This window comes from Erythrobacter litoralis (genome assembly GCF_001719165.1).
GTDB lineage: Bacteria > Pseudomonadota > Alphaproteobacteria > Sphingomonadales > Sphingomonadaceae > Erythrobacter > Erythrobacter litoralis.
This window is the reverse complement of the sequence record NZ_CP017057.1, coordinates 2,820,469-2,837,840: the sequence shown is the minus strand read 5'-3', so window position 1 is coordinate 2,837,840 and position 17,372 is coordinate 2,820,469. Positions and strand designations below refer to the sequence as shown.

Genomic DNA, 17,372 nt, shown 5'->3' with positions numbered 1-17,372 from the left:
GTCAGCGCAGGCGAACCGGGAGGAAGCGCGCGGGCTGGCCGCGCCGCTTGATCCGTAGCAGAACCGCGTCGCGTCCATCTTCCTCGGCAGCGGCGATCTGCGCATTGAGCGCCTCGATCGTGTCCACCGCCTCGTAATTGGCCGAGAGGATGATGTCGCCGCGGCGCAGGCCCTTGCGGCCCGCATCCGAATTGGGATCGACCGCAGCGATGACAAGGCCGTTCGTCTCCTCGCCAACGCCAAGGCTGTTGCGGATCTGCGGGGTCATGGTGATCACCTGCAGGCCGAGCTTTTCCTCGACATTGCCGTCCGAGGCATCGGGGTCCATGGGCGTTTCCGCGTCCGGATCGAAGACCTGCTGCGAGCGCATCAGCTCTTCCTCGGTCGGACGCTTGCCGAGCGTGGCGGTGAGTTCGAGTTGGTTTCCGTCGCGCAGGACCTTCATCGGAATCCGGGTGCCGGGATCGAGATTGCCGACGATGATTGAGACCGTCTGGTCGGCGGTGACCTCGCGGTTGTTGATCTCGGTGATGATGTCGCCCGGACGCAGGCCGGCAGCCTCGGCGGCGCTGTCTTCCTGCACGCTCTGGACGAGTTCGCCCCGGTTGCGCTGCAGGCCGAGCGAATCGGCAAGGTCGTCGTCCATGGGCTGAAGGCCGACGCCCAGGAAGCCCCTCTCGATCTCCTCGCCCGCCATCAGCTGGCGGACGATTGGCGCGGCGGTTTCCGCCGGAATGGCGAAGCCGATGCCCACGCTCCCGCCCGAGGGCGAGAAGATCGCGTTGTTGATCCCGATGACATTGCCGCGCATGTCGAATAGCGGGCCGCCCGAATTGCCGCGGTTGATGCTCGCATCGGTCTGGATGTAGCGATCGTAGGCTCCGCCCTGGCCGGTCGTGCGCTGGATCGCGGAGACGATGCCGCTCGTGACGGTACCGCCAAGGCCGAACGGATTGCCGATGGCGACCACCCAGTCGCCTACGCGCGCCGCACTCGAATCGCCGAAAGTGACGAAGGGGAAACTGCGGTCGGCATTGATCTTGAGCACGGCAAGGTCGCTCGCCGCGTCCGAACCGACCAGCTCAGCCTCGTACTCGGTCCCGTCGGGCATGGTCACGGTGATCTCCTCCAGCGTCGCATTGCTGTTGGGAGGCGAGATCACGTGGTTGTTCGTCACCACGAAGCCATCGGCGGAGATGATGAAGCCCGAGCCGAGCGATTGCGCCTCGCGCGTCTGCGGCTGAGTGCCGCCACGGCGGCGGTTGAACAGTTCGGCAAAGGGCGTGCCGGCAAAGGGATTGCGCGACACCTCGACCCGCTGACGGGTGGCGATGTTGACCACGGCGGGCTGCAATTGTTCGGTCAGGTCGGCGAAGCTCGCCGGCGCGCCTTCGCGCGGGACGACGCGGTTCATCACCTGGTCGTCATTCTGCGCCACCTGCGCTCCGGCGGGGATTCCCGTCATCAGCGAGATCGCCGCGCCGCCCAGCAGCAGCGCGCTCGAGAGGCCATATACATAACGCACGGTGTTCACGTCCTCTTATCCTTGTCCTTGGGTCGCAACGCAGGGGCTCGCCTCAGCGTTCCGGCCGGTTCATTCGAAAGCACCGCAGTTTCAGCCGAAAGGCACTGAACGCCGTTTGAACATGGCTCGCCTTCCGTCGGCGCGAGTCAACGCTTGGTCGGCAGGTCCACGGGCCGCGTCGCAGCGGCGCGCGGGGAAATCGAGGGCGAGAGCGCGCGGCTTCAGCGGCGGCCTCGGAACTGCCGGAGATATTCATTGTCGGGCGAGAGGATGATCGAGCTGTCGCCGCGACCCTCGCCCCGCGCGAAGCTCTGCTCATAGCTCTGCATCGCGCGGTAGAAGTCGTAGAAGCTCTCGTCCGCGCCGAAGGCGTCGGCATAGATCCGGGCGGCCTCGGCATCGGCTTCGGCGCGGATGATCCGGGCATCGCGCGTGCCCTGCGCACGAATGGTGCGGGCTTCGCGTTCACGGTCGGTTTCCATCCGGCGGAAGGCCGATTGCAGCGGCGCGCCTTCGGGAAGGTCGGTCCGCTTGATCTGCACGTCGATCACTTCCGCGCCGTATTGCCGCGCCTCGCGATCGAGATTCTCGCGCACATTTGCCAGCGCCGTCCCGCGTTCGGCGGTCAGCATCGCCTGGAACGTGCGGCGGCCGAGCTCCTGGCGCAGCGCCGAGTTGAGGATGGGTTCGAGCGCGCGGCGCACCCCGTCGGTGTTGTTGGCGCGTTCGACCATAGTCACCGGATCGACGATGCGGAACCGGGCATAGGCGTTGACGAGCAGGCGCTGCTGGTCGTTCGAGAGCACTTCCTCGTCGCGCATCTCGAGATCGAGCACGCGCTTGTCGACCCGGCGCAGGCTCTCGAACAGCGGGACGCGGAACTTGAGCCCCGCGCCCGATTGCCCGCCCGGCGTGTTGACCGTGCGGACCGGCTTACCTGCCTGGACGACGACGACCTGCTCTTCCTCGTTGACGACATAGGCCGACAGGAACAGGCCGACGAGCGCGATACCCGCGATCACGAAGGCCCAGCGATACTTGTTCCAGATGGATTCCATGTTTCCTGCGATCCCGTTCGATTATTGTCCGGCCGGCGCCTGCTGGCGCGAGCGGCGCTGCAGTTCGGGCAGCGGGAGATAGGGTGTGACATTGTCCGCCTCGACCACGGTCTTGTCGGTCTGGGCGAGCACCCGCTCCATGGTTTCGTAATAGAGCCGCTGGCGCGTCACTTCGGGGGCGAGGCGATATTGTTCGTAGACCTTGGTGAAGGCCTCGGCCTCACCCTCGGCGCGGCTCAGGGTCTGCTGGGCATAGCCGCGGGCCTCGTTGCGGGCGGCATCGGCGTTCTGTTCAGCGACCGACACGTCGCGGAAGGCATCGACCACTTCGCCCGGCGGGTCGGCCTTCGCGATCTCGACACCGAGCACGTCGATACCCGCGCCATAGGCGTCGAGGAATTCCTGCATGCGCAGGCGCACCCGCTGCTGGATCTCGGCGCGGCCCTGGCCAGTGAAGGTTTCGTCGAGGGTCTTCTCGGCAACAGAAGCGCGCATGGCGGCTTCGGCGACTTCGTTGACCGTCTCGATCGGATCGGCCAGTTCGAATTTGAAATCGGCCAGGTCCTTGATGTTCCAGCGCACCGTGTAGCTCAGGTCGACGAGGTTCTGGTCGCCCGTCAGGATAAGCTTCGCGCGCTGGTTGGAGGCCGGGATGTTGACGGCGCGCACGCCCTGCACATCTTCGACGTCCACCGTTTCGATCGGGAAGGGCAGCGTGAAATGCAGGCCCGGATCGAGCGTGCGGCTGTAGCTGCCGAGCCTCTTGACCACGCCCTGCTCGCGCGGTTCGACCAGATGGATGCTGGACAGAAGCAGGAAGGCGCCGATCACGACGACCGCGATGACCGGAGCCCAGCTCTTCCCGCCGGGGCGCTGGGGCATGCGGAAATTGGGGCCGCCCGGACCACCGCCGCGGCGGCGCGGGCCTTCGGGGCCGCGATTCCTGAAAATGTCCTCGATGCTGGCGGAACGGCGTTTGCCGTCCTCGCCGCCGCCGGGAAGCCAGGGGTTGCGCGGGCCTTCGCCGCGCGGTCCGCCCTTGTCGCCCGAAGGCGGATCAGCGTCGCCGCTGTCGGGGCCTTGATCGGCATCGCCGCGACCGGCATCGCCGCTGTCGCCCCCGCCGGAGCCTCCCCAGGGATTCTTCTTGCCCGCCATGGCAAGGCCCTGTCCCGCGACACCTGTGGTCATGCCGAGCCGCTTCTTCCAACTCTCGAAAATCTGCATGACACCCTTATAGGAACGCGAGTCCGGGAAAAACAGGGGTTTTGCGATTTGAAAAAGCTGCACGAGTGCAAAAACCCAATTCAACATGGCCCGATTGATGATAGAGGCCGCTGCCCATGAGCGAGGGCAACAATTCCGGCGCCACCAATGGCCGCGAACCCGCCGGTGAGGAAAAGCGCCTGCGCGCGGCGCTCCCGCCGGAGATCGACCACCGCGTGCGGTCCGCGCGCATCCTCAACGGCCGCGCGATCATCGTCGCCGAAGCAGGCGACCTTTCCGAGGCGAAACGCGAAGAGCTTGAGGCCGAGATCACGCGCCTTCTCTCCACGCTCGATGGTGTAGAAGAGGTCCGCATCGCGCTCACCGGAGAACGGCGGCGGCGGCGCATCATCGCGGTCGGTTCGGGCAAGGGCGGGGTCGGCAAATCGACGCTGACCACCAATCTTGCAGTCGCCCTGGCGCAAGCGGGACGCAGCGTCGGCGTGATCGACGGCGACATCTATGGCCCCTCCCAGCCCAAGCTCCTCGCGACCGAGGGGACCAAGCCCGCGGTCGAAGACGACAAGCTCGTCCCGCTCGAAAGCCCCTATGGCGTCAGGGTGCTTTCGATGGGGCACATCGTCGCGCCCGGAAAGGCGCTCGCCTGGCGCGGGCCGATGGCGGGCAAGGCGCTGGGCCAGCTGGTCGATGCGAACTGGGGCGATACCGAATTGCTGCTGATCGACATGCCGCCGGGCACGGGCGACGTGCAGCTTTCGATGATGGCCGATCACAAGCCCGACGGGGTGATTCTCATTTCGACACCGCAGGATCTCGCGCTCATCGATGCCGCGCGCGCGGGACAATTGTTCGAACAGGGCGAAGTCGCGATCATCGGGCTGGTCGAAAACATGTCGGGCGAGATATTCGGTTCCGGCGGGGTCGAGAAGTTCGCCCATGCGCTGGACATCCCCTTCCTCGGCCGCATTCCGCTGAATGCGGAAACGCGGGCGAGCGGAGACGCCGGAAAGCCTCCCGCCGCGAGCGAGGGCGAGGCCGGGGAGCCTTTCCGCGCGATCGGCGCGAAGGTCGCGCGCTGGCTCGATACCGGGAAAGTCTAGCCCGATGAAGCTGTCGCGGCGCGGCATCCTGACGGGCGCTGCCGCAGGCGGCGGGTTGCTGGTAGCATGGTGGCTGCTGCCGCGCACCTATCACAACCCGCTTACCCCGGGACGCGGCGAGGATGTTTTCGGCGCATGGCTGAGGATCGGCGAAAATTCGGTGGTGACCGTCGCCGTGCCGCAGCTCGAAATGGGGCAGGGCGTAACCACCGTGCTCCCGCAGCTCGTGGCGATGGAGCTGGGCGCGGACTGGCGCCAGGTCGCGATCGAGCCCGCGCCGCCTTCAGGTGCCTATCCCAATCTCCCCCTTGCCCAGAAATGGGCGCCTTTGTGGGACCCGGTCGCGGCGGGGCTGTCCGACACGACCGACGAACTCCTCGCCGCCCGCTTCGCGCGTGAGACGCGCTTCAACGCGACGGCGGAAGGTACGACGCTTGCCGCCTATGAGGACATGGCGCGCGAGGCGGGCGCGGCGGCGCGGGCGATGCTGGCGCAGGAGGCGGCCGAACGCTGGGGCATGGCGTGGGAGGAGCTCACGATTGCCGAAGGCCTCGTGCGGGGTGGCGATGGTCTCATCGCGACTTTCGGCGAACTCGCCTCCGGGGCGGCCGAGCGGGCAGTGCCCGATCCGGCTCCGCTGCGGCCCGAACCCGCGCGCGAGGAGCCGCTCGCCGTCTTTGCGGATGCCGCTCCTGCCTTTCCCCGGATCGACCTGCCGGCCAAGGTCGACGGATCGCTCCAATTCGCCGGCGATGTGCGACTACCCGGAATGCTCCATGCCTCGATCCGTCACGGGCCTAATGCCGGGGCCGAGCTGACCGGCTTCGACGCCGCCGCAGGATACGGCGTGCCGGGCGTCGTGCAGGTTGTCGAAGGCAGGCGCTGGCTCGCCGCGGTGGCCGAAACCTGGTGGAGCGCCGAACGCGCGCTCGAGGCGATGAACCCGCAATTCACCGTCTCCTATCCCGCAGGCAGCGCCGAGATACCGGCCCGGCTCGGCCTGATGCTCGAAAACGGGGCGTCCTTCCGCATTGCCGAAACGGGTTTCGGCGCGGAAGGCATGACCCGGGTCGACCTCGCCCGCCGCTATGAGGTCGAGCCGCATCTCGCCGCCCCACTCGAGACTGCGACAGCCACCGCGCGCTTCGCCGGCGGGCGCCTCGAATTGTGGATCGCGAGCCAGGCCTCCGAAAGCGCGCGCAGGGCCGCCGCCGATGCTCTCGGCATCGCGGCCGAGGATGTCGCGCTCTACCCCATGCCGGCGGGAGGCAGTTTCGATGCACGGCTCGAACACGATCACGCGATCGAGGTGGCGCTGGTGGCGCGCGAGGTCGCCGAGCGTTTTCCGGAAGGCGCGCGGGCCGTTCAGCTGACCTGGCCGCGGCGTTCGGAACTGACCCATGCCCGGCCGCGCCCGCCTGCATGGATGCTGCTCGGCGCGCAGCTGCAGCCGGGCGTTCCCGGCAGTCCCGGTACCGGCGGGGCGATCGACGCGCTGCGCGTGCGCATCGCCTGTCCGCCAGCCGCGCTCGAATTCGGCCGCCGCCTGTTCGGCGGGCTGACGCCCTGGGCCGCGATCCGCGAGACCGAGGGGAAGAAGGACCCGCTCGCCTGCACCGGCGCGGTTCCGCCCTATCAATTGCCGAGCCTGGTGGTGGAACACGTGCCGGTCGAGATCAGCCTCCCGGTCGGGCGCGTGCGGGGCAATGCCGACAGCTACACCGCCTTTGCGATCGAAAGTTTCATCGACGAGATCGCGCAGCAGAGCGGGCGCGAGCCGCTGTCCTATCGCATGGCCATGCTGGGCAGCGACATCAGGCTTGCCGCCTGCCTTCAGCGCGCCGCGCAGCTGGGGGACTGGGACGGCGGGGCGAGCGGGAGCGGGCAGGGTCTTGCCTGCCACCGCCTCGGCGATGGGCCGGATGCTCCCCGCATCGCCTGCGTCGCCACCGCGCGCGGCAGCGCCGGGGAAAGCGGGGGCGGTGTGAGGGTGACAAGGTTGTCGGTCGCGGTCGATATCGGGCGGATCGTCAATCTCGACATCGCTCGCCAGCAGATCGAGGGCGGGCTTGTCTTCGGGCTCGGCATGGCACTGGCGCGCGCGCCGCGCTGGCGCTCGGGGCTCCCGGCAAGCGTTGATTATGCCGATCTCGATCTCCCGACGCTCGCCGATTGCCCCGAGATCCAGGTCGATTTCATCGCCAGCGAGGCGCCGCCCGCCGATCCGGGTGAAATCGGCGCGGTCGTCGCCCCGCCCGCCATCGCCAATGCACTGTTTTCGGCTACGGGCTTGCGCCTGCGGCGTCTGCCCCTACTTTCGGACGGAATATGACCCGGACAATCCTGCCCCACCCGGTCCGGGCCGCTTTCCTGCCCGGTATCGACACGCCCCGCACAGGCTCGCGGACATTTCGGCGCGCGCAGGCGTTCGAGGGCTCATGACCTGGCGCGGACAAAACCTCCCTCCCGATCACCCGCCGGTGAAGAGCGGGCGCATCGGCGTGCTGCTCGTCAATCTCGGCACGCCCGATGCGCCCGATCCGGTTTCGGTGAAGAGATATCTGAAGCAGTTCCTGTCCGACCGGCGCGTGATCGAGATTCCGCCGATCGCCTGGCAGCCGATCCTGCGCGGCATCATCCTCAACACCCGGCCGCAGAAAAGCGCCGAGGCCTATGCCAAGATATGGACCCCGCGCGGATCGCCGCTCGCCGACATCACCGCGAGCCAGGCCGAGGCGATGGCCGAAGTTCTCGGCGAGGCTGCCCGCGTCGATTACGCGATGCGGTACGGCAACCCTTCGATCGAGGACAAGCTGACCCACCTCATGCGGGAGGGCTGCGACCGTATCCTCATCGCGCCGATGTATCCGCAATATTGCGCCGCGACGACCGCGACCGTTTTCGACGAGATCGCCCGCGTGCTTTCCGAAATGCGCTGGCAGCCGGCGCTGCGCTTCGTGCCGCCCTATCACGACGACGACAATTACATCGCCGCGCTCGCCGACGACCTTTCCCGGCAGGTGGCCGGGCTCGATTTCTCGCCGGAAGTGATGCTGCTCAGTTTCCACGGCATGCCGCTGCGCACGCTCGAACAGGGCGATCCGTACCATTGCCAGTGCTGCAAGACGTCGCGCTTGTTGCAGGAGCGGCTGCGCGAACGGCCCGAATTCGCAGGCACACGCTTCGAGACCACGTTCCAGTCGCGCTTCGGCCCGGCGAAGTGGCTCGAACCGGCGACTGACGACACGCTCATCAAGGAAGGCGAAAAGGGCACGAAGCGTCTCGTGGTCGCTGCGCCGGGTTTCGCGGTCGATTGCGTCGAAACGTTGGAGGAGCTGGCGCTGGAAGGGCGCGACGAATTCCTCGAGGCGGGCGGTGAGCAATACGCGGTGCTCGATTGCCTCAACACGTCGGATGCCGGGCTCGGCATGCTGGATCGGATGCTGCGGCGCGAGCTTTCCGGCTGGATTTGATCCTTACTCCTATTTACACCAAGGTCAGTTGCAAACCCGAACCTCTTTTGTGGTAAGGAACCTGACATGGCCACTCTTGCACACCCCCACGCCGGCGCCGATGCGCGCTCCTTCGACCACTGGAGCGAGGGGCGCATCGACGATTCGGACCTTTCCCATATTCCGGGCGAGGCCGGCTGGCCCGTCGTCGGCAACACCTTTCGCATGCTCGCCGACCCACACGGTTTCGCTCGGCGGATGATCGACACCTACGGCAAGGTCTACAAGAACCGAGCCTTCGGCGGCTGGCAGGTCGCGCTGATCGGGGCCGAAGCGAACGAGCTTTTGCTGTTCGACCGAAACAAGATGTTCTCTTCCGAGCAGGGCTGGGGCCCGATCCTCGACCAGCTTTTTCCGCGCGGGCTCATGCTGATCGATTTTGAGCATCACCGGGTCGACCGGCGCGCGCTTTCGATCGCGTTCAAGCCGGAACCGATGCGCCATTATTCGGGCGCGCTCAATTCGGGCATCTCGCGCGAGGTCGAGAGCTGGGAAGGGCCGATGACTTTCTATACCGCGATCAAGAAGCTCACGCTCGACCTTGCCGCCGACAGTTTCATCGGCATTCCGTGGGGGCCAGAGGCGGACCGTATCAACGAAGCTTTCGTCGACATGGTGCAGGCATCGGTCGCGCCTGTCCGCAAGCCGCTGCCGTTCACCAAGATGAAAAAGGGCGTCGACGGGCGGGCCTACCTGATCGATTATTTCACCCGCGAAACCCACAGGCGCCGGGCCGAGGGCGGCGGGCAGGACATGTTCAGCCAGTTCGCGACCGCCACCCGCGAGGACGGGAGCCTGCTGCCGGTCGACGAGGTGGTCGACCACATGAACTTCCTGATGATGGCCGCGCACGACACGATCACGTCCAGCGCGACCTCGCTGATCTACTATCTCGCCAAGAACCCCGAATGGCAGGAAAAGCTGCGCGAGGAGGTGTTCGCGGTGACCGGCGGCCCCGATGGCTCGGGCAAGGCGCGCGCGCTCGACTATGACGACCTCGGCAAGCTCGAGCTGACCGAGATGGCGTTCAAGGAAGCGCTGCGGATGGTCCCGCCGGTGCCATCCATGCCGCGCCGTGCGCTGAGGGAATTCGAATACGAAGGCTATCGCATCCCTGCGGGCACGATGGTGGGCATCAACATCTACTGGACCCACCATTCTGAGGAATACTGGGAGGACCCCTTCACCTTCGATCCGATGCGCTTCACCCCCGACAAGGTGAAGGCGCGGCACAAATATGCCTGGGTCCCCTTCGGCGGTGGCGCGCATATGTGCCTCGGCCTGCATTTTGCCTACATGCAGGTGAAGATCCTGATCGCGCAGCTGCTCCAGCGCTACCGCATCGAAGTGGCGGATGGCTATGCGCCCGCATGGCAGGAATGGCCGATCCCGCAGCCCAAGGACGGGCTGAAGGTGGAATTCGTGAAGCTGTAGGAAACCCGCAGGGACGTTCCTACAGCCGCGATTCCGGCTAGATCCAGGGGGTATGGATGGCGCGAATCACGCCCCCTTCTAGCCGCGCGGGGAAAATCAGAAGTCCCAGGCGATGCCGTTCTTCTCCCAGTCGCCATAGCGGGTGGGGGAAAGATCGCGCGGCTCGTCCTTGAGCGGATCGACCTTTTTCGGCTCGGGCACGGGATCGTTGGTCCAGTGCGCGGGCTTCTTGAAGTTCCTGGCGGCTTCGGATTTCTGCTTGGTCATGGTGCTCTTTGAAATGCGCGCGCTGGCGCTTGGTTTCAATGCTGTTATGTGCGCGGCATGCCTTCGACCCCCGGTCTTCCCGCGCGCCGCGCTGCGCTCAAGCTAATCGATGCCGTTTTGCGCCGGGGTGAAACGCTCGAACAGGCCGAAGGTGCGGCCATGTCCGGGGTCCATGCCGCCGAGGACCGCGCACTCGCCCGAGCCATCGCGACCGAGGTGTTGCGCTGGCTTACCGATCTGGATGCGCTGATCGACAGCGCGACGAAGCAGAACCTGCCTTACGACGCCAAGGTGCGCAGCGTGCTGCGGATCATGCTGGCGCAGGCGCTGCGGCTCGGCACGCCGCCGCACGCCGTGGTCGCGACCGGTCTGCCGCTTCTTGCCGGAGGGCCGCGCCGACTCGCGCACGGCGTGTTTTCTACCCTTGCGAAGCGCGAGGCAACGCTCCCCGTGGTCCCGACCCTGCCAGACCGTGTCCGCGCGCGCTGGGGCGAGCGTGCCGACGCAATCGCCCCCGGGCTCGCCGATCCGCCCGAACTCGACCTTGCGCTCAGGGACCCCTCGCAAACCGACGCGCGCGCCGCGGCCATGGGCGGGGTCAGCCTGGCGCCAGGCCATGTCCGATTGCCACGGGGCACGGCGGTCGAGGCGCTCGAGGGCTTTGCCGAGGGCAAATGGTGGGTACAGGATCTGGCGGCGCAGACGCCTGCGCGCCTGCTCGGCGAGGGAGAAGGGCGCCACGTGCTCGACCTGTGCGCCGCGCCGGGGGGCAAGACGCTGGCGCTTGCCGCTGCCGGGTGGAAAGTGACCGCGCTCGACATCTCGAAGCGCCGGCTCGACCTTTTGAAAGCGAACCTGAGACGCACCGGTCTTGCCGCCTCGCCGCTGCGCGCCGATGCGCTCACATGGGAGCCGAAGCACCGTTTCGACGCCATCCTGCTCGACGCGCCCTGCACCGCGACCGGCACCTGCCGCCGCCACCCGGACGTGCTCCACCGGATCGGCAGGGGCCAGATCGCCGAGATGGTCGAACTCCAGCGTGCCCTGATCACCCGCGCCGCCGACTGGCTCGCGCCCGGTGGGCGGCTGGTCTACGCGGTCTGCTCGCTCGAGGAAGAAGAGGGCGAGGCGCAGGCGCGCTGGATCGGCGAAACGCTCGGCCTCGATCCGGTGCCGGTCGCCGCGGCCGAACTGCCCGCCGGCCTCGCACCGACGGGCGAAGGTCATGTCCGCACTCATCCCGGCCTGCTTGCCGAAGCGGGCGGGCTCGACGGGTTCTTCGTCAGCCGATGGGTCAGGCCCTGAACCGGGCTCAGTCCTGCTTCACCTTGTCCTGGAAACTCTTCCTCAGCTTCATCAGCTTGGGCGGGATCACCGCGAGGCAATAGGGGTTCCGCTGGCCTTCGCCGTCCCAGTATTCCTGGTGGTAATCCTCGGCCGGGTACCATGGCTTGACCTGTTCGCCGCCGTCTCCGGCTTCGGCGTCGAAGCCCTCGATCGTGGTCACGGCCATCTTGCCGTGTTCGGTGTTCCAGCGCCCGATCGCGGCTTTCGCCTCCTCGAACTGGGCCGCCGAAAGCGGGAAGATCGCGCTGCGATATTGCGTGCCGACATCGTTGCCCTGGCGATTGAGCTGGGTCGGGTCGTGCGTGCCCATGAAGACGTCGAACACCTCGGCAAGGCTGATCGCATCGGGATCGAAGGTCACGCGGATCGCCTCGGCATGTCCCGTCCGGCCCGAGCATACTTCCTTGTAGGTGGGATTTTCCGTGTCCCCTCCGATATAGCCGCTTTCGACCTCGCTGACGCCGACCACGTCGCGAAACACCGCTTCGGTGCACCAGAAGCACCCGCCTGCCAAGATTGCCTGTTCCATTCCGTCTCCTTTGCCTTTTCCCGGGACTTAGGAAGGGAACGCGGCAATGTCATCGCTTGTTTCCGGGTCATCGCTTGTTTCCGCGGGCGCGATCACTAATCATGTCACGCACCCCCACGAGAGGAGATCGAACATGAAACGCCTTGCACTTGCCGCCGCTACTGCGCTTGCCGGAGCCGCCGGCCTCGCTGCCGTTCCGGCCATCGCGGACCATCACATGGAAGCGGCCGCGCCCGCGCTTGAGGAGGTGCTCGCCGACAGCCGCCGCGATGGCGACCGGGCGCGCGACCAGTATCGCAACCCGGCCGAGACGCTTGCCTTCTTCGGGGTCGAACCCGGCATGACCGTGGCCGAATTCAGCCCCGGGGGCGGCTGGTACACCCGCGTGCTCGCACCTTATGTCATGGGCGATGGCAAGTATGTCGCCTTCAACACGCCCGCGCGCCAGCCGGCCGAGGGCGAGGGCTGGGCCAAGACCTTCACCGCGAAGGTTTCCGAAATGCTCGGCGCTCCGGAAGGCAGGATCAACGCCTTCGAGGTCGGCTCGATGCCGGAGGACATGGCCAGCACGGTCGACCGGGTGCTGATCTTCCGTTCGATGCACGGGCTCAACGCCGGCAACATGGCCGACAGCGTGCTCAAGACCGCGCGCCAGCTGCTCAAGGACGACGGCATGGTCGGCGTGGTCCAGCACCGCGCGCCCGACGGGGCGAGCTACGACGATTACGGCGCCCGTCAGCGCGGCTACATGCGCGAGGCCGACGTCGTGAACATCTTCGAGGCGAACGGCTTCGAACTGGTTGAAAGCTCCGAGATCAACGCCAATCCGAAGGACCCCGCCAATTGGGAGAGCGGCGTGTGGACCCTGCCCCCGACGCTCGCCACGGGCGAGGACGATCCGAAGCGGTCCGAATATCTGGCCATCGGCGAGAGCGACCGGATGACGCTCCTGTTCAAGAAGGCCTATTGATCGCCAGAGGGCGGCGGCGAGGAAACACGTAAACCATGCGCAGCATCACCGTCGCCGCCCTCCAGCTCGCGCTCGACCGCGGGAGCGAGCAGGCCAATATCGATGCCGTCGCCGATCTCGTCGGTGAGGCTGCGGGGCGCGGCGCGAAGGTCATCCAGCCGCCCGAACTCTTCTCCACCCCCTATTTCTGCCGCGAGGAGGAGGAGGCGCTGTTCCGGCTGGCGAAACCGACCGCCGAACATCCGAGCGTCATCGGGATGCAGCGCCTCGCCGAAAGGCTGAAGGTCGCGATCCCGACCAGCTTCTTCGAACGCGACGGGCACCATTATTACAACACGCTCGCCATGATCGGGCCGGACGGAGCGATCATGGGGACCTATCGCAAGAGCCATATTCCCGACGGGCCAGGCTATGAGGAGAAGTATTACTTCCGCCCCGGCAATGACGGGTTCAAGGTCTGGGACGTACCCGGCGATGACGGGACCCCGGTGCGCATCGGCGTCGGCGTGTGCTGGGATCAATGGTATCCGGAATGCGCGCGGGTCATGGCACTAAAGGGGGCCGAAGTGCTGTTTTACCCCACAGCGATAGGGTCCGAGCCCTACGATCCCGAACTCGACACGAGCCGCATGTGGCGCCGCGCGATGCAGGGCCATGCGGTCTCGAACTGCATGCCCGTCGTCGCGGTCAACAGGATCGGAGCAGAAGGACCGGAGGGCGCGCAGCAGGTCTTTTACGGCCATTCCTTCATCACCGACGAATGGGGCGACCTCATCTACGAATTCGGGCGCGAGGAGGAGGGCGTGCTGGTGGCGACGCTCGACCTCGATCGGGCGGCGACGCACCGGGCGGGCATGGGCTTTTTCCGTGACCGCCGGCCCAATCTCTACGAACGCTTGGCGCAGGACATTTGAGTAGCCTCTACCTCGTCGCGCTCGGATCGAACCGGCGACATCATCTCTATGGGCTCCCGCGCGCGGTGGTGCATGCCGCGATGGAGGAGCTTGCCGCTTTCGGCACCGTGATGGCCCGTTCGCGCGTGGTGCGCTCGGCACCCGTGGGGGCCGCGCAGCGCCGCTTTGCCAATGCCGCGAGCGTGCTGGCGAGCGAATACGACCCGCCCGCGCTGCTGGCCGCGCTCAAGCGGATGGAGCGCGAATTCGGACGGCGGCCCGGGCGACGCTGGGGCGACCGGGTGCTCGATCTCGACATCGTCCTGTGGAGCGGCGGGGAGTGGGCGGACGAAGCGCTGAGCGTGCCCCACCCGCATTTCCGCGAGCGCGCTTTCGTGCTCGGCCCGGCCTGCGAGGTCGCGCGTTCGTGGCGGGATCCCGTCACCGGTCTCACGATCGCCCAGCTCACTCGCCGCTTGACCCGGTGCGAGGCGCTGCCTAGGTGAGCGCTCCGCAAGGCGGGCCGCCCGGCCGCTCTGCGTGACCCTCCCGGGGGCCCTTAGCTCAGTCGGTAGAGCAACTGACTTTTAATCAGTAGGTCGCTGGTTCGAACCCAGCAGGGCTCACCATCCCTCGGAATCGGCATCTTAGATCGTGCCCGGTGGCACGACTTTGCGACAGGTCATCGGCATCATCCGGCCCACCGTCCAGGTCGCTTCCCCACCGCGGTCCCAGAAGACGTGGCGTGCAGTCATGTATTTCGCGCCCGATGCGGACGGCACCTGGGGCAGGATGAGCGGCTCATCATTGCCGACCTGCACCTGAACCTGTTCATCGGCGATGTAATCGACCTTGAGAACGGGACCGCGATCACATTGGTAATAGGCGCTTGCGCGCGATCCGGTAGAATCGTCGGTGCTGCAGCCTCCGAGCGTCACCGCGCCCGCGGCCATTGCAAATGTAAGCTTCCGCATCCTCTCCCTCCTTGCTTTCGGGCCCTTCTGAACATTACTTCAAGGAGCGATTAAAACAACTCGTCTCTGTCCGCGTCAGGAGGGGCTTTCCGCGCGACTTTCGCGGCCGTCGAGCCACTTGGCGGCCCGAACGCCGAAGGTAATCAGGAACGGCACAAGCACGAGGCTCAGTGTCACCTTGGCGATGACCTGTCCGACCAGCAGGCTGGAGATGTCGAATTCGCCATAGAAGGCAAGCGTTACGAAAATCACCGAATCCACCGCCTGGCTGAGCGCCGAGGCGATAGCGCCGCGCACCATCAGGCCGATCGTCGAAGAGCCGTCACCGCTCCCGCGAAGTCGGTCGAAGATCCAGATGTTGAGCAGCAGTGAGACGAGATAGGCGACCGGACCCGAGGCAACCACTCGCCAGAATTGGCCGTGCACCAGTTCAAAAGCCTCGAGCGCGCCGGGCCTCCCCGCGATCATCTCGGGCGAGGCGGGCAGGGCAAGGACCAGAGTCATCAGGCCGATCGACATTGCGAGCGGCAGGAATCCCCACCACACGATCCGGTTCGCCATTTCGCGTCCGTAAAGCTGCGCGATCGTGCTCGAGATCACGACCAGCAGGAGAAAGGCGAAGATGCCGGATTCGACGGCGAGATCGCTCGGCCATAGGCGCGATTGCTTGTAGGCTAGGAACCCGGCAAGCACGGTCATGCCGCCATAGAGCAGAGTGAAGACGAAAAGTCCCAGCGGCATGGCGATCCGGCGGGGCGCGGAAACGGGTTCGGTCATGAGGCGCAGCGCTAGTCGCGCGCGGGCGAAAAGGAAAGCGGCAAGCCCCGATCCCCGCGCAGCCATTTCCGGTCGGGCGCGCAGTCGGCCCGATTGTCCTTCCGCTATTGCGCAAACGCTCGCAAAGTGCCACCCGATCAGCATCCAGTGCGCGAACCCGCGCGCCGCAGGGGTCTTTTCTTCCGACACGCATATCGCCCGCGGAGAGGTAGAGCCTTCCGTGCGCCCACCAAGAGCCAAGTTTCGCCAGTGAACGAAAGCGCCACTTCCATCCTGTTCAGCCTTTTCGGCATCATCGTCATTCTCGGCATCGCCTATGCGCTGTCCTCGGGGCGGTCGCATATCCGCGTGCGCGTCGTGGGCGCGGCGTTCGGCCTGCAGGCGGCGATGGCGGTGCTGGTCCTGCGCGTGCCTTTCGGACAGGACGTGATCCAGAGCCTTTCGCAGGGCGTGATCGCGCTGCTCGACTATTCGGTGGTCGGGATCGAGAGCGTGTTCGGGCCGATGGACAGCAATCCCTTCGCAACCGCCTTCGTCATCGCGGCGCTGCCGGTGATCGTCTTCTTCGCCGCCATCGTTGCGATCCTCTATCATCTCGGGATCATGCAGCGCCTGGTGCGCTGGGTCGGCGGTGCGATCGGCTGGATCACCGGGGTCAGCCGGGTGGAGGCGCTGGGAAGCGCGGCCAACATCTTCGTAGGCCAGTCCGAAAGCCCGCTGGTCGTGCGACCCTATCTCGCCGCGCTGCCCCCGTCGCATTTGTTCACGCTGATGACGGTCGGCATGGCTGGGGTCGCAGGTACGATCCTTGCCGCCTATGCAAGCTTCATCGGCGCCGAGGCTGTGCCCTTCCTGCTTGCCGCCGCCTTCATGTCGGCGCCGGGCGGCATTCTCATGGCCAAGATCATCATGCCCGACGAGCCCGTCCAGGCCGAAACCGGCCCTGTGGATGTCGCGTCGATGGCGGGTGCCCGGCTGCGCCGCAAGGCCGGGCCGCCGAGCGAAGGCACGCGCGTCGCGATGGTGGGGGCGAACGGCGAGGAGATCGAGCTGCCGCAGCAATTCGGCAGGCCCGGCGCGCCCGGTGCGACCGGCATCTACGAGCCCGACGACGAGGTCGAAATCGCCGAAACCTTCGAGGAAGGACAGCGTCCCGCTAACATCATCGAGGCCGCCGCACAGGGCACCCAGACCGGCGTCAAGCTTGCGGTGGCGGTCGGGGCGATGGTGATGGTCTTCGTCGCACTCGTCGCGCTCGCCAACGGGCTGCTCGGCGGGGTCGGATCGGGGATCGTCACGCTCGCAGCGGCCATCGGCACGCCATTCGGCGCGGAAACCGCCGCCTGGCTCGAGACGCTGAGCTTCCAGGGCCTGCTCGGCATCGTCTTCGCCCCGGTCATGTTCCTAATCGGCATTTCCGACTGGGAGCAGGCGCGCCTTGCCGGAGGGCTGTTCGGGACCAAGATCGTGCTCAACGAATTCGTCGCCTTCATCGACCTCGGCGCGATGACCGGGGACCAGCTGACCGAACGCAGCCGGGCGATCATCACCTTCGCGCTGTGCGGCTTCGCCAATTTCTCCTCGATCGCGATCCAGATGGCGGTCACCGGCAGCCTCGCCCCGAACCAGCGGCCCGTGATTGCCCGGCTTGGGCTTAAGGCGCTTGCCGCGGGCAGCCTTGCCAACCTCATGAGCGCGGCGCTGGCCAGCCTTTTCCTGCCGCTTTGAGCGGGATCAAGGGCTACGGCAAAGGGCTCCG

16 protein-coding genes and 1 tRNA gene are annotated in these 17,372 nt (G+C 66.5%); 10 read left to right on the top strand and 7 right to left on the bottom strand.

Features of this window, described 5'->3' with window-relative positions:
* Position 1: 1 nt before the first annotated feature.
* The 3 genes from Ga0102493_RS13510 to hflK form a co-directional block, all read right to left on the bottom strand.
* Positions 2-1,534, bottom strand: a complete 1,533-nt coding sequence (locus Ga0102493_RS13510; protein ID WP_150132484.1) for a Do family serine endopeptidase — start codon at positions 1,532-1,534, stop codon at positions 2-4.
* A gap of 212 nt (positions 1,535-1,746) precedes the next feature.
* Entirely contained in the window at positions 1,747-2,583 is an 837-nt protein-coding gene (gene hflC / locus Ga0102493_RS13505; RefSeq protein ID WP_034906741.1) for a protease modulator HflC, read from the bottom strand.
* Between the two features lie 21 nt (positions 2,584-2,604).
* Entirely contained in the window at positions 2,605-3,774 is a 1,170-nt protein-coding gene (gene hflK / locus Ga0102493_RS13500) for a protease modulator HflK (protein WP_236922234.1), read from the bottom strand.
* 152 nt (positions 3,775-3,926) lie between these two features.
* Between hflK and Ga0102493_RS13495 the strand changes: the two genes are divergently transcribed.
* The 4 genes from Ga0102493_RS13495 (at position 3,927) to Ga0102493_RS13480 (ending at position 9,856) form a co-directional block, all read left to right on the top strand.
* Positions 3,927-4,910 (top strand): P-loop NTPase, encoded by a 984-nt coding sequence (locus tag Ga0102493_RS13495; RefSeq protein WP_051698473.1) that lies wholly within the window; start codon positions 3,927-3,929, stop codon positions 4,908-4,910.
* A gap of 4 nt (positions 4,911-4,914) precedes the next feature.
* Positions 4,915-7,242, top strand: coding sequence for a molybdopterin cofactor-binding domain-containing protein (locus tag Ga0102493_RS13490; protein ID WP_034906742.1), 2,328 nt, complete (start codon positions 4,915-4,917; stop codon positions 7,240-7,242).
* Between the two features lie 106 nt (positions 7,243-7,348).
* Positions 7,349-8,383 carry a ferrochelatase gene (gene hemH / locus Ga0102493_RS13485; RefSeq protein ID WP_034906743.1) on the top strand — a complete coding sequence of 345 codons (1,035 nt, stop codon included), beginning with the start codon at positions 7,349-7,351 and terminating at the stop codon, positions 8,381-8,383.
* A gap of 66 nt (positions 8,384-8,449) precedes the next feature.
* Positions 8,450-9,856 carry a cytochrome P450 gene (locus Ga0102493_RS13480; protein WP_034906745.1) on the top strand — a complete coding sequence of 469 codons (1,407 nt, stop codon included), beginning with the start codon at positions 8,450-8,452 and terminating at the stop codon, positions 9,854-9,856.
* A 96-nt stretch (positions 9,857-9,952) separates the two neighbouring features.
* Here the strand turns inward: Ga0102493_RS13480 and Ga0102493_RS13475 are convergent, their stop codons facing one another.
* The gene (locus Ga0102493_RS13475) at positions 9,953-10,123 is read right to left on the bottom strand and encodes a DUF1674 domain-containing protein (RefSeq protein WP_069297556.1); all 171 of its coding nucleotides are present in this window, start codon (positions 10,121-10,123) and stop codon (positions 9,953-9,955) included.
* Between the two features lie 57 nt (positions 10,124-10,180).
* Between Ga0102493_RS13475 and Ga0102493_RS13470 the strand changes: the two genes are divergently transcribed.
* A complete protein-coding gene (locus Ga0102493_RS13470) occupies positions 10,181-11,428 on the top strand; it encodes an RsmB/NOP family class I SAM-dependent RNA methyltransferase (RefSeq protein WP_034906748.1) in 1,248 nt (415 codons plus the stop codon).
* 7 nt (positions 11,429-11,435) lie between these two features.
* Here the strand turns inward: Ga0102493_RS13470 and msrA are convergent, their stop codons facing one another.
* Positions 11,436-11,999: a peptide-methionine (S)-S-oxide reductase MsrA gene (gene msrA, locus Ga0102493_RS13465; protein WP_034906752.1), complete on the bottom strand. Its 564-nt coding sequence runs from the start codon at positions 11,997-11,999 to the stop codon at positions 11,436-11,438.
* Positions 12,000-12,132: 133 nt separating this feature from the next.
* On the opposite strand from msrA, the gene Ga0102493_RS13460 reads away from it, so the two are divergent.
* The 4 genes from Ga0102493_RS13460 to Ga0102493_RS13445 all read left to right on the top strand — a co-directional run bounded on the left by Ga0102493_RS13460 (position 12,133) and on the right by Ga0102493_RS13445 (position 14,491).
* The gene (locus Ga0102493_RS13460; RefSeq protein ID WP_034906758.1) at positions 12,133-12,969 is read left to right on the top strand and encodes a class I SAM-dependent methyltransferase; all 837 of its coding nucleotides are present in this window, start codon (positions 12,133-12,135) and stop codon (positions 12,967-12,969) included.
* A gap of 35 nt (positions 12,970-13,004) precedes the next feature.
* Positions 13,005-13,883 carry an N-carbamoylputrescine amidase gene (gene aguB / locus Ga0102493_RS13455; RefSeq protein WP_034906760.1) on the top strand — a complete coding sequence of 293 codons (879 nt, stop codon included), beginning with the start codon at positions 13,005-13,007 and terminating at the stop codon, positions 13,881-13,883.
* Positions 13,880-14,368, top strand: a complete 489-nt coding sequence (gene folK / locus Ga0102493_RS13450) for a 2-amino-4-hydroxy-6-hydroxymethyldihydropteridine diphosphokinase (protein ID WP_034906763.1) — start codon at positions 13,880-13,882, stop codon at positions 14,366-14,368. Before aguB ends, folK begins: the two co-directional genes overlap by 4 nt.
* A 47-nt stretch (positions 14,369-14,415) precedes the next feature.
* Positions 14,416-14,491 (top strand) — tRNA-Lys (locus tag Ga0102493_RS13445).
* Positions 14,492-14,509: 18 nt separating this feature from the next.
* Here the strand turns inward: Ga0102493_RS13445 and Ga0102493_RS13440 are convergent.
* Positions 14,510-14,836 carry an MliC family protein gene (locus Ga0102493_RS13440; protein ID WP_081845799.1) on the bottom strand — a complete coding sequence of 109 codons (327 nt, stop codon included), beginning with the start codon at positions 14,834-14,836 and terminating at the stop codon, positions 14,510-14,512.
* A gap of 75 nt (positions 14,837-14,911) precedes the next feature.
* Positions 14,912-15,613 (bottom strand): queuosine precursor transporter, encoded by a 702-nt coding sequence (locus Ga0102493_RS13435; RefSeq protein WP_034906896.1) that lies wholly within the window; start codon positions 15,611-15,613, stop codon positions 14,912-14,914.
* A 249-nt stretch (positions 15,614-15,862) separates the two neighbouring features.
* On the opposite strand from Ga0102493_RS13435, the gene Ga0102493_RS13430 reads away from it, so the two are divergent.
* Entirely contained in the window at positions 15,863-17,341 is a 1,479-nt protein-coding gene (locus Ga0102493_RS13430; protein ID WP_081845800.1) for a NupC/NupG family nucleoside CNT transporter, read from the top strand.
* Positions 17,342-17,372: the final 31 nt, after the last annotated feature.

Bases quoted from the DNA above. Each gene is read 5' to 3' on its own strand.
- Ga0102493_RS13495 (WP_051698473.1), top strand. From the start codon at position 3,927: ATGAGCGAGGGCAACAATTCCGGCGCCACCAATGGCCGCGAACCCGCC.
- hemH (WP_034906743.1), top strand. From the start codon at position 7,349: ATGACCTGGCGCGGACAAAACCTCCCTCCCGATCACCCGCCGGTGAAG.
- Ga0102493_RS13480 (WP_034906745.1), top strand. From the start codon at position 8,450: ATGGCCACTCTTGCACACCCCCACGCCGGCGCCGATGCGCGCTCCTTC.
- Ga0102493_RS13435 (WP_034906896.1), bottom strand. From the start codon at position 15,613: ATGACCGAACCCGTTTCCGCGCCCCGCCGGATCGCCATGCCGCTGGGA.
- Ga0102493_RS13440 (WP_081845799.1), bottom strand. From the start codon at position 14,836: ATGCGGAAGCTTACATTTGCAATGGCCGCGGGCGCGGTGACGCTCGGA.
- hflC (WP_034906741.1), bottom strand. From the start codon at position 2,583: ATGGAATCCATCTGGAACAAGTATCGCTGGGCCTTCGTGATCGCGGGT.
- aguB (WP_034906760.1), top strand. From the start codon at position 13,005: ATGCGCAGCATCACCGTCGCCGCCCTCCAGCTCGCGCTCGACCGCGGG.
- Ga0102493_RS13475 (WP_069297556.1), bottom strand. From the start codon at position 10,123: ATGACCAAGCAGAAATCCGAAGCCGCCAGGAACTTCAAGAAGCCCGCG.
- Ga0102493_RS13470 (WP_034906748.1), top strand. From the start codon at position 10,181: ATGCCTTCGACCCCCGGTCTTCCCGCGCGCCGCGCTGCGCTCAAGCTA.
- Ga0102493_RS13460 (WP_034906758.1), top strand. From the start codon at position 12,133: ATGAAACGCCTTGCACTTGCCGCCGCTACTGCGCTTGCCGGAGCCGCC.
- msrA (WP_034906752.1), bottom strand. From the start codon at position 11,999: ATGGAACAGGCAATCTTGGCAGGCGGGTGCTTCTGGTGCACCGAAGCG.
- hflK (WP_236922234.1), bottom strand. From the start codon at position 3,774: ATGACCACAGGTGTCGCGGGACAGGGCCTTGCCATGGCGGGCAAGAAG.
- Ga0102493_RS13490 (WP_034906742.1), top strand. From the start codon at position 4,915: ATGAAGCTGTCGCGGCGCGGCATCCTGACGGGCGCTGCCGCAGGCGGC.